At 66.3% G+C, this 11121-nt stretch carries 7 protein-coding genes; 4 read left to right on the plus strand and 3 right to left on the minus strand.

Going from position 1 to position 11121, the window contains the following annotated elements:
• The first annotated feature begins 4 nt into the window (after positions 1–4).
• The 3 genes from AB0M65_RS26315 to AB0M65_RS26325 all read left to right on the plus strand — a co-directional run bounded on the left by AB0M65_RS26315 (position 5) and on the right by AB0M65_RS26325 (position 3849).
• Entirely contained in the window at positions 5–2038 is a 2034-nt protein-coding gene (locus AB0M65_RS26315) for an APC family permease (protein ID WP_364032736.1), read from the plus strand.
• Positions 2035–3240, plus strand: a complete 1206-nt coding sequence (locus AB0M65_RS26320) for a TRAM domain-containing protein (protein WP_364032739.1) — start codon at positions 2035–2037, stop codon at positions 3238–3240. Before AB0M65_RS26315 ends, AB0M65_RS26320 begins: the two co-directional genes overlap by 4 nt.
• A gap of 384 nt (positions 3241–3624) precedes the next feature.
• Positions 3625–3849: a hypothetical protein gene (locus AB0M65_RS26325; protein ID WP_364032742.1), complete on the plus strand. Its 225-nt coding sequence runs from the start codon at positions 3625–3627 to the stop codon at positions 3847–3849.
• 433 nt (positions 3850–4282) lie between these two features.
• On the opposite strand, the gene AB0M65_RS26330 is transcribed toward AB0M65_RS26325, so the two are convergent.
• From AB0M65_RS26330 to AB0M65_RS26340, 3 genes are read right to left on the minus strand one after another with little or no spacing between them, the layout of a single operon-like run.
• On the minus strand, positions 4283–5836 hold the full coding sequence (locus AB0M65_RS26330) for a GMC oxidoreductase (protein ID WP_364032745.1): 1554 nt from the start codon (positions 5834–5836) through the stop codon (positions 4283–4285).
• Positions 5833–7344 carry an amino acid permease gene (locus AB0M65_RS26335; RefSeq protein WP_364032748.1) on the minus strand — a complete coding sequence of 504 codons (1512 nt, stop codon included), beginning with the start codon at positions 7342–7344 and terminating at the stop codon, positions 5833–5835. Before AB0M65_RS26335 ends, AB0M65_RS26330 begins: the two co-directional genes overlap by 4 nt.
• Positions 7345–7360: 16 nt before the next feature.
• Positions 7361–8845 carry an aldehyde dehydrogenase family protein gene (locus AB0M65_RS26340; protein WP_364032751.1) on the minus strand — a complete coding sequence of 495 codons (1485 nt, stop codon included), beginning with the start codon at positions 8843–8845 and terminating at the stop codon, positions 7361–7363.
• Positions 8846–9063: 218 nt separating this feature from the next.
• On the opposite strand from AB0M65_RS26340, the gene dxs reads away from it, so the two are divergent.
• Entirely contained in the window at positions 9064–10968 is a 1905-nt protein-coding gene (gene dxs / locus AB0M65_RS26345; RefSeq protein ID WP_364032754.1) for a 1-deoxy-D-xylulose-5-phosphate synthase, read from the plus strand.
• The last annotated feature ends 153 nt before the right edge of the window (positions 10969–11121 follow it).

Below are 11121 nucleotides of genomic sequence, written 5' to 3' on the forward strand. Positions count from 1 at the left end.
TGTAGTGTCGAAGTTCCCGACCGTATTGAAGCGGCTTGTCCTCGGACGCCCATTCCGGAGTGACCGCCTCTCACATACGCTCCTGCCGAAGCGCATCGCGCTGCCGATTTTCGCGTCCGACGCGTTGTCGAGCGTCGCCTACGCGCCTGAGGAAATCTTTCTGACCCTCAGCGTCGCGGGCCTGTCCGCGTACGCCTTCGCGCCGTGGATCGGGGTCGCGGTCGCGCTCGTCATGCTGGTCGTGGTCGCGTCCTACCGGCAGAACGTGCACGCCTACCCCAGCGGTGGCGGGGACTACGAGGTCGCCAACACGAACCTGGGCGGCAAGTTCGGGCTCACCGTTGCCAGCGCGCTCCTGGTCGACTATGTGCTCACCGTGGCGGTCTCGACGTCGTCCGGGGTGGCGAACATCGGTTCGGCCATCCCGTGGGTGGCGCAGCACAAGGTGATCTTCGCGGTCGTCATCGTGGTCGTGCTGACCGCGCTGAACCTGCGCGGAGTGCGCGAATCGGGCAAAACCTTCGCCATCCCGGTCTACGGGTTCATCATCGGCATTATCGGCATGGTGATCTGGGGCCTGATCGAGGCCGCGTCCGGTACCGACATGCGGGCCGAGAGCGCCGATTTCGGATTGCACGAAGAAGCTTCTTTGACCGGTTTCGCGTTCTTCTTCCTGTTGCTGCGGACGTTCTCCTCCGGCGCGGCGGCGTTGACCGGGGTCGAGGCGATCAGCAACGGCGTCCCGGCGTTCCGGAAGCCCAAGTCGAAGAACGCGGCGACCACACTGCTGATGATGGGTGTGCTCGCGGTGACGATGCTGGTCGGCATCATCACGCTGGCGATCATCACCGAGGTCAAGTTCGCCGAGCATCCGGAGACGCAGCTGTCCGGCACGCCGGCGGGCTACGAGCAGAAGACGATCGTCGCGCAGATCGCGCACGCGGTGTTCGCCGACTTCACACCGGGGTTCTACTACATCTCCTTCGTCACCGGCATCATCCTGCTGCTGGCCGCGAACACCGCGTTCAACGGCTTCCCGGTGCTCGGCTCGATCCTCGCGCAGGATCGTTATCTGCCGCGTCAGCTGCACACCCGCGGCGACAGGCTGGCGTTCTCCAACGGCATCCTCTTCCTCGCGGCCTTCGCGCTGGTTTTGATCGTCGCGTTCGACGCCGAGGTCACCAAGCTCATCCAGCTCTACATCGTGGGCGTGTTCGTCTCCTTCACGATCAGCCAGGCAGGCATGATCCGGCACTGGAACCGGCTGCTGGCCAGGGAGACCGAGCCCACGGTGCGGCGCCGGATGCGACGCTCGCAGACGGTCAACGCGATCGGTCTCACCATGACCGGCACCGTGCTGATCATCGTGCTGATCACGAAGTTCCTGCTCGGCGCCTGGATCGCGATCGCGGCGATGGTGGCGATCTACATCCTGATGACCGCGATCCGCAAGCATTACGACCGCGTCGCCGAGGAATTGCGCGAAATGGAGCGGAAACCGGCCGTACTCCCTTCGCGCAACCACGCGATCGTGCTGATTTCGAAGCTCCACCTGCCGACGTTGCGCGCGCTTTCCTACGCGAAGGCCGTCCGGCCCGACGTCCTCGAAGCCGTCACCGTGAACGTCGACGACATCGAGACACGTAAACTCGTGCAGGAATGGGACGACCACAATTTCAAGGTGCCGCTGAAAGTGATCGAATCGCCGTACCGCGAGATCACGAAACCGGTGCTGGACTACGTGAAGCGCGTCCGCGGGGACAACCCGCGCAACGTGGTGACCGTGTTCATCCCCGAATACGTGGTCGGGCACTGGTGGGAGCAGGTGCTGCACAACCAGAGCGCGCTGCGGCTCAAGGGACGGCTACTGTTCCAGCCCGGGGTCATGGTGACCAGCGTGCCGTGGCAGCTGGAATCGTCGGAAAAGGCGATCAAGCGCGACCGGAAGGCGCGCCCCGCGGCGGGCGACGTCCGGCGCGGATTCTCCCCGGTGGTCAAGCCACCCGAAAAGACGAAGGACAAGGAAAAATCAGAATGAGTGTGGACGCGTCGACCGGCACGTGGCTCGGGCGAACAATCGAGCTGGAGGTCGGCGCGGTCGCGCACGGCGGGCACTGCGTCGCGCGGGCGGAAGGCCGGGTCGTGTTCGTGCGGCACGCGCTGCCCGGCGAACGGGTGCTGGCGTCGGTGACCGAGGACAAGGGCGGCTCGTTCTGCCGCGCCGACGCGATCGAGGTCCTCGAAGCCTCCGCGGAGCGCGTGGAGCCGCCGTGCCCGCTCGCGGCGCCGGGGGAATGCGGCGGCTGCGACTGGCAGCACGCTGCCCCCGGTTACCAGCGAGAGTTGAAGGCGGCAGTGGTCGCGGAGCAGCTGAAGCGACTGGCCGGTATCGAGCGCGAAGTCGTCGTCGAAGCACTGGAAGGCGGCCCGCTCGACTGGCGCAGCCGCGTGCGGCTCGTCGCGGGCAAGGACGGCCGCGCGGGTTTCCGGGCACACCACAGCCACCGCGTGATCCCCGTCGACGACTGCCCGATCACCGTCCCCGGCGCACTCGACGACGTCGTTTCGCGAAACTGGCGGCCCGGTTCGGAAATCGAAGTCACCAAGGACGGTGCCGGCAACGTGCACCTTCGTGACCTGTCGACGGTCCACGGGAAGAGCCGCTCGCGGCAGCTGGCAGGCGGCCTCGCCGTGCAGCACGCGGCAGGCCGCGACTGGCGCCTGGACGCCCACGGCTTCTGGCAGGTCCACCCGAACGCCGCGGACACCCTCGCCGCCGTCGTCGCCGAGTGGGCGGAGGCCCCGCGTGACGGCGTCGCATGGGACCTGTACGCCGGCGTCGGCCTGTTCGCCTCCGTACTCGCTTCGCAGGTCGGCCCGAACGGACGGGTCATGGCCATCGAATCCGGCCGCCGCGCCGTGTCGGACGGTGAGGAGAACCTGGCCGACCTCCCGCAGGTCCGCTGGCGCTCCGGCCGCGTCGAGCACCTGCTGGCCGACGCCCCGAAACCCGTCGACGTCGTCGTCCTCGACCCGCCGCGCAAGGGCGCGGGCAAGGCCGTCGTCGAGTCCATCGTCGAAGGCGCACCGGACCGGATCGTCTACGTCGCATGCGACCCGGCCGCGCTGGCACGGGACATCGCGTTGTTCGCGGGGCACGGATACGGGCTCAGCGACCTCCGCGCTTTCGACGCCTTCCCGATGACGCACCACGTCGAATGTGTTGCGCTTTTGCAATAACGTCGCCTTTGTAGACCGCAGGTATGAGAATCGCGTTCTAACGGCGTATCAATGCTCTCCTGGCTTGTCAGCGCCCATTTTTGCTGGCTAACTTAATTCGCAACGGCCATCTGGTATCGGCATTTCTTTGCGAATGGGTTAGGATCATGGACTATCTTACTTCAGTCTGCGGTGACTGCGGCGGTAAAGGCTGTTCGGGTTGCGACGGAACCGGCACGATCACCATCGTGGAGGACTGACCGAGTGCTTCCGTCAATGCTTCCTCCTGGAGTCACCTCTCAGGAATTTCTCTATCGAAACGGCCGGAAACAAGTCATCTACAGGGCGCCGTACTCATCCGAGGGCCCCGTTCTCGTACGGGACACACTGGGGCGGCAGGCGTATATGTTCATGTACGCCCATTTCGTCTTCACCTGGGCCGAAGGTGCGGTCCAAGTGCAGATAAGTCACGGCACGCTGGCCGGAGCGAAGATGCCGCTATGGCAGGGTGTCAAGATCTCTTCGTATTGGTCGGGCCCCGCTTTGGCGGAGTTCGGCAAGGCGTGGGCGCTGGAGCAGCTAGCCGGAACCCGGGCGAGCCAGGCAGTCATCACTGAGTTGGATCAGTGAGACGGCTTGTTTGATTTGTCGGGGTTTGTTCATGAAGGAATTGGGACACTCAGCGTCCCAATTCCTTCATAGACAAGGGCAGCGAACCGAGGTCGAGGAAGCGCCACTCGCGAACCCGCTCTTAAGCACTTACGCGTCACCTGTGGCGTTGCTCGCGTGAAGTACATGAAGGCCCCCTTCCTTGCGCCTAGGTACAGGAAGGGGGCCTTCCTGTACTTGGGGAAGGTGTGAAGGTCGAGTTTCTTCGGCTGAGCCGAGGGAAGGGGTCCTTCACGCGCCGCCGTGGTGATTGGTGGTGCTCAAGGAGTCCTTAAGGACCGGCCGCTACCCGGCTCACCCGCCGTAGGTCCTGAAACACCCTTCGCTAGAACGACCCAAAACAAGGGACTCGTGAGTGTTTTGGGTCGTTAGAACGACCCAAAACACTCACGACTCAAGGGCGTGCATCTTCCTTCAGCAGGTCCGCGCACTTCTCGCCGATCGCCATCGTCGTGATGCACGGGTTCACCGCCACCAGGAACGGCATCGCCGAACCGTCGGCGACCCGCAGGCCTTCGACGCCGCGCACTCGCAGCCGCGCGTCCAGTACGGCGGAAGGATCGCCGTCGCCGCCCATTTTCGCGGTGCAGGAGGGGTGGTACACCGTGTTGTGCGTCTTGCGCAGGTAGTCGGCGATCTCGTCGTCGGTCTTGACGTCCTTGCCGGGCGCCAGTTCCTTGCCTGCCCACTCGTCGAGGGCGGGTTGTTCGGCGATCTTGCGCGCGAGTTTGATGCCGTAGGTCATCACACGCATGTCGTGCGGATCGCTGAAGTAGCGCGGGTCCACCTTCGGCTTGTCCCGGTAGTCGCGGCTGCGTAGCCGCACGGTGCCGGTGGAACGCGACCGGGTGACGTTCGGGGTGAGGCAGAAGCCGTTCTCGGTTGTCGGGTAGCCCTGCCGCAGGGTGTTCATGTCGAAGGGTACGGAACCATAGTGGAACATCAGGTCCGGCCGGTCGAGTCCTTCTTCAGTGGTGGTGAAGATGCCGATTTCCCACCATTGCGTGGATTCGGTGGTCATCGGCTGCAGTGCGTCCCACTGGATGACGCCTTCCGGGTGATCCTGCAGGTTCTCGCCGACGCCGGGGGAGTCGACCAGCACCTCGACGCCGACCTCACGCAAGTGCTCAGCTGGGCCGATTCCCGACAGCATCAGGAGTTTCGGGGTGTCGATCGCACCCGACGACAGGATCACCTCGCGCCGGGCGCGCAGGGGAACGCCGTGGATCAGGTCGTCGGCCAGGTATTCCGCGCCGGTGCAGCGTTTGCCGTCGAACAGCAGGCGCCGGACCCGGGCGCCGGTGATGATCTCCAGGTTCGGCCGCTTCCCGATGATCGGATGCAAGTACGACACCGACGCCGACGACCGCGTGCCGTCTTCGCGCGCGTTGATCTGGAACCAGTTCGCGCCGTGTGTCACGGTCTTGCCGGAGTTGAACTCCGTCCGCGGGATGCCTGCCTGCTCGCAGGCTTGCAGCAGCGCGACGCCGGTCGGATCGTTCGGCGGCACCGAGCGAATGGTCACCGGGCCCGAGCGGCCGTGGTGGTCGCCCGGTCCGTCGTTGGTCTCAAGTCGCTGGTACAGCGGGAAAATGTCTTGAGAAGACCAGCCGGGCAGGCCGAGTGACGACCATTCGTCGAGGTCTTCCGCCGGCGCCCAGAACGCGATGCACGAGTTGTGCGACGAGCAACCGCCGAGCACACGCGCGCGGGCGTGGCGCAGGAAGGAGTTGCCGGACTCCTGCGGTTCGACCAGGTAGTCCCAGTCGTAGCCGGATTCGAGCAGGCCCATCCACTTCGTCAGCTCCAGTACCGCAGGATCGTCCACATCGGACGGTCCTGCTTCCAGGAGTGCCACGGTGACGTCCGGATCCTCCGAGAGTCTCGCCGCGACCACCGAACCCGCCGTCCCGCCGCCGACGACGATGTAGTCGAACTCTCCGGTCACTGTGCTGCCTCCTCGGGCTGTGCTTCCGCGGCGTGATCGGCGAGCACGCCGCTCTTGTGCCGCAGGACGAACCAGTAATACGCGAAACCGACGGTCGCCACCGCGCCGACGAACAGCACGGCCCCCCATTCGAGGTACCAGTGGTAGGGCTCGGTGGCGTTGTAGACCTCGCGTCGCGGCCACGCCAGGTTCACCACGATCGCGCCACCCCACAGCACGCCGACGATGTTGACCGGCAGCCCCAGTTTGCCGAGGGAGAAGTACTTGGTGCCCTCCGACTTCGGCGGCGGCCACTGCCCGCGCAACCGCTTGACCAGCATCGGGATGGTGACCAGCAGATACGCCAGGTAAATCATGATGATGCCGATACTGGTGATCACCGTGAAGATCTGCGGCTGGCCGACGTTGACCACCAGGATCAGCACCGCGATCACACCGGACACGATCGCGGGGATCACCGGGGTCTTCGTCTTCGGCGACACGCGTGCCAGATGCTTCCCGGCGGGCAGGTTGTTGTCGCGGCCCATCGCGAACATCATCCGGATGGACGCCGACTGCACGGCGAGGTTGCATACGGTGATGGCGATGACGACCGCCAGCAGGAAGATCGTGCCGATGGTGCTGCCGAGGACGTCCTTCACGATGAATTGCAGCCCGCCCGTGGCGATCTCCGGGTTGTTGATGTCACCGACGGCCATCAGCGCGAGGAGCAGGATCAGCCCGCCGATGACGAACGACGCGATCAGCGCGCGCAGGATCGCTCTGGGCGCGTTCTTGCGCGGGTCGTGGGACTCCTCGCCGAGTGAGCTGGCCGTGTCAAAGCCGTACATGACGTAGGTCGAGGCGAGCGAGGCGACCAGGAAGGCCCCGAAGTAGCCCCAGGGCTGGTCGGCGCCGGTGTTGTTGGTCTGCATCACGACCTCGGGGCCGCGGGTGATGTTGACCGCGAGCGCGATGATCAGCAGGACCGCGGCGACCAGTTCGATGAACACCCCGGCGCTGTTGATCCGCGCCATCAGTTTGACGCCCCAGGCGTTCACCAGCGTGGTGAACACGATCAGCCCGGTGCCCAGGATGACGGCGTTCACCGCGCTGTCACCCGAGAAGGAGAAGAAAGACCAGATCTGGGGGAGGGTGATCTGGTAGGCCAGCGCGACAGCGGCGATGCTGACGATCGACGCGGTCAGCATCATCCACCCGGCAAGCCAGGCGACATGCGGGCTGCCGAGCCGTTTCGACCAGTTGTAGATCGAGCCGGCGACCGGGTAGTGCGCGGCGAGTTCGGCGAACGACAGCGCCACCATCAGCTGGCCGACGAACACCATCGGCCACGACCACCAGTAGGCGGGACCGCCGAAGCTGAAGCCGAAGTAGAACAGCTGAAAGGTCCCGGTCAGGATCGAGATGTAGCTGATCCCGGCGGCGAAGGTGTGGAAGTTGCCGAGCGTTCTTTCGAGTTCCTGTTTGTAGCCGAAACCGGCGAGGCCGTCGTCGGAAGGAGTACTCATCGGCACTTTCCCCTCTTTAGCTGGACGCGGGCTCCCCGGAGAACCAGCGCTGTGGTGCGGGCCGGAGGTTCTGGTAGATGTGCTTCGCCTCCACGTACTCGGCCAGCCCGGTCGGGCCGAGTTCGCGCCCGAACCCGGATTGCTTGTAGCCGCCCCATTCGGCCTGGGGCAGGTACGGGTGGAAGTCGTTGATCCAGATCGTGCCGTGCCGCAGCCGGTTCGCGACCCGCTGCGCGCGTGAGGCGTCGGAGGTGAACACCGCGCCCGCGAGGCCGTAGTGCGTGTCGTTGGCGATGCGGACGGCGTCGTCCTCGTCGGTGAAGGTCTCCACGGTCAGCACCGGGCCGAACGATTCGTCGACGACGGCGCTGCTGCCCTGCTTCACGTTGTCGAGGATGGTCGGCAGGTAGTAGTGCCCCTTCGCGAGCTCGCGATCGTCGGGCCGTTTGCCACCGGTTCGCAGGACAGCGCCTTCTTCGAGGGCCGCGGCGACGTACCGTTCGATCTTCTCCACATGGGTGGCCGAGATCAGCGGACCGGTTTCAGCCTTCGGGTCGAAAGGTCCACCCAGTCGGATCAATTCGGCCCGGCGGACGAGTTCGGCGACGAACTCGTCGTGCCACTCCTCCTGGACGATCAGGCGTGCGCCTGCCGAACAGACTTGTCCGGAGTGCAGGAACACCGCGGTCAGGGCGTAGTCGACGGCGGTGTCGAAGTCGGAATCGGCGAAGACGACGTTCGGATTCTTCCCACCCAGCTCCAGCGCGACCTTCTTGATGGTCGCGGCGGCGGACGCGGCGATGATCTTGCCGGTCGCGAGGCCACCGGTGAAGGACACGAGGTCGACGTCGGGATGCTCGGAAAGCGGCGCCCCGGCCTGCGCACCGGCACCGAGCACCAGGTTCGCGACGCCGGCGGGGAGCCCGGCCTCGGTCAGCAGTTTCATCAGCATGACGCACGTATGCGGCGTCAGCTCACTGGGCTTGAGGACGAACGTGTTGCCGGCCGCGAGCGCGGGGGCGACCTTCCAGATGGTCTGCAGGAGCGGGTAGTTCCACGGCGTGATCAGCCCGCAGACACCGACCGGCTCGTGCACGATCCGGCTGAACGCGTCCGGGTTGCCGGTGTCGACCACGCGGCCGGCGTCGTTGGCGGCGAGTTTGCCGAAGTACCGCAGGCACGCGGCGATGTCTGCCATGTCGTACTTGCTCTCCACCAGCCGTTTCCCGGTGTCGAGCGATTCGGCGCGGGCGAAGGCCTCGGCGTCGCGGTCGAGCAGGTCGGCGGCCTTCAGCAGCAGGTCACCGCGTTGGGGAGCGGGCGTGCCCGGCCACGGGCCGGTGTCGAACGCCTTCCTCGCCGCCGCGATAGCCGCCTCGGTGTCCTCACGGGTGCCTTCGGCGACCTCCGCGACCAGCGACCCGTCCGCGGGGCAGCGGATCTCCCGGCGGCCACCGCCGACCGCGTCGACCCATTCGCCACCGATGAAGAAATCCGCCATCAAACCCTCCGAAACCGGTTACCGCCCCACCGTCGATCAGCGATTATCGCGGCCACCCGACGTGACCGCTACTTGGCAAACGAGACCATGTTCACACTGTCGGGTGCCGTGTGGTGATTTTCTGACATGTGACTCGTGACGCGGGGGACTGATGGCTCTCAGGTGCCCTCCGTAGACTGGCCGGAACGGCGGAATGAGGAACCAGGCGAGGTGGAAGAGTGACGTTGCTCGAGTCCGTGCACGGACCGGCCGACTTGAAGCGGATGGACTCCGAACAGCTCGGCGAGCTGGCCGCGGAGATCCGGGACTTCCTCGTCGAGAAGGTGCGGCTCGCCGGTGGTCACCTCGGCCCGAACCTCGGTGTCGTCGAGTTGACGATGGCGCTGCACCGCGTCTTCGACTCGCCGAGCGACGCCATCGTGTGGGACGTCGGTCACCAGGCGTATGTGCACAAGATCGTCACCGGCAGGCACGAGGGCTTCGGCAAGCTCCGCCAGCTCGGTGGCCTCACCGGCTACCCGGCACGCGGCGAGAGCGAGCACGACCTCGTCGAGAACAGCCACGCCTCGACGGCGTTGTCCTATGTGGACGGTCTGGCGAAGGCGTTCGAACTCGGCGGTGGCGGCAGGCACACGATCGCCGTCGTCGGTGACGGCGCGCTGACCGGCGGGATGTGCTGGGAGGCGTTGAACAACATCGCCGCGAACCCGCGCCGCCCGGTCGTCATCGTCATCAACGACAACGGCCGCTCGTACTCGCCGACCATCGGCGGCGTCGCGGACCATCTGGCGTCGCTGCGGCTGAAGCCCGGTTACGAGCGCGTTCTGGACCGTGGCAAGGAACTGCTGCGGCACACACCCCTCGTCGGCAAGCCGATTTACGCGGCACTGCACGCGGCGAAGGCGGGTCTCAAGGACGCGCTGAGCCCGCAGATGATGTTCTCCGACCTCGGTCTCAAGTACCTCGGCCCGGTCGACGGGCACGACCTCGTGGCGCTGGAGAAGGCGTTCCAGAGCGCCCGTGATTTCGGCGGCGCGGTCATCGTGCACGTGGTCACCGAGAAGGGGCACGGCTACGAGCCCGCGGTCACCAACCAGGCCGACCAGATGCACCAGACCGACCCGATCGACCCGGAAACCGGCCAGCCACCGGTCAAGGGCCCGAGCTGGACCGGGGTCTTCGCCGACGAACTGGTCAAGATCGGCGCCGACCGCGAGGACGTCGTCGCGATCACCGCGGCCATGCTGCGCTCGACGGGGCTGCACAAGTTCGCCGAGGCGTACCCGGACCGCTGGTACGACGTCGGCATCGCCGAGCAGCACGCCGTGACCTCGGCGGCGGGGCTCGCGATGGGCGGCAAACATCCGGTGGTCGCGCTCTACTCGACCTTCCTGAACCGGGCGTTCGACCAGGTCCTGATGGACGTCGCGCTGCACCGCCAGCCGGTGACGCTGGTACTGGACCGCGCCGGCATCACCGGGCCGGACGGGCCGAGCCACCACGGCATGTGGGACCTCTCGCTGCTGGGCATGGTGCCGGGGATGCGGGTCGCGGCGCCGCGTGACGCCGGCACGCTGCGCGAAGAACTGCGTGAGGCGGTCGCCGTCGAGGACGGGCCGACGGCGCTGCGGTTCTCCAAGGGTGGCGTGATCGACTCGGTTCCGGCTGTCGAACGCGTCGGCGTGGTGGACGTGCTGCGCAAGCCGTCCGGCGACGCCGACGTGCTGCTGGTCGCGGTGGGCGCGTTCGCGATGCTCGGGCTCGCCGCCGCCGATCGGCTGGCGGACCAGGGCATCGGCGTGACCGTGGTCGACCCGCGCTGGGTCGTCCCGGCGCCGGCCGAACTGGTGGCGCTGGCGGAGCAGCACAAGCTCGTCGTATCCGTCGAGGACAGCGGCCGTCACGGTGGTTTCGGTTCCGCGCTGGCGGCGTTGTTCCGCGACGCCGAATGCGACGTCCCACTGCGCGACCTGGCCGTGCCGCAGGTGTTCCACGACCACGGGTCGCGCGAGGAGGTGCTGGCCCGGGTGGGTCTCACCGCGCAGGACGTCGCGCGGCGGGTCACCGAGTGGTCGGCGAACCTGGCGAGCCGGACTCCGGCGCCGGAGGACACACACCGCTGAGTCGTGAGTGATTTGGGTCGTTCTAGCGAAGGGTGTTTTAGGTACCTACGGCGGGTGAGTCGGGTAGCGGCCGGTCCTTGAAGGACTCCTTGAGGGCACCAGTCACCACGGCGCCGCGTGAAGGACCCCTTCCCTCGGCTCAGCCGAGGGAAG

It is taken from the genome of Amycolatopsis sp. NPDC051071, assembly GCF_040682875.1.
Taxonomy (GTDB): domain Bacteria; phylum Actinomycetota; class Actinomycetes; order Mycobacteriales; family Pseudonocardiaceae; genus Amycolatopsis.

What these genes read in the sequence shown, in the direction of transcription:
- AB0M65_RS26320 (WP_364032739.1), top strand. Translation starts at nt 2,035, where the DNA reads ATGAGTGTGGACGCGTCGACCGGCACGTGGCTCGGGCGAACAATCGAG.
- AB0M65_RS26325 (WP_364032742.1), top strand. Translation starts at nt 3,625, where the DNA reads ATGTTCATGTACGCCCATTTCGTCTTCACCTGGGCCGAAGGTGCGGTC.
- AB0M65_RS26340 (WP_364032751.1), bottom strand. Translation starts at nt 8,845, where the DNA reads ATGGCGGATTTCTTCATCGGTGGCGAATGGGTCGACGCGGTCGGCGGT.
- AB0M65_RS26335 (WP_364032748.1), bottom strand. Translation starts at nt 7,344, where the DNA reads ATGAGTACTCCTTCCGACGACGGCCTCGCCGGTTTCGGCTACAAACAG.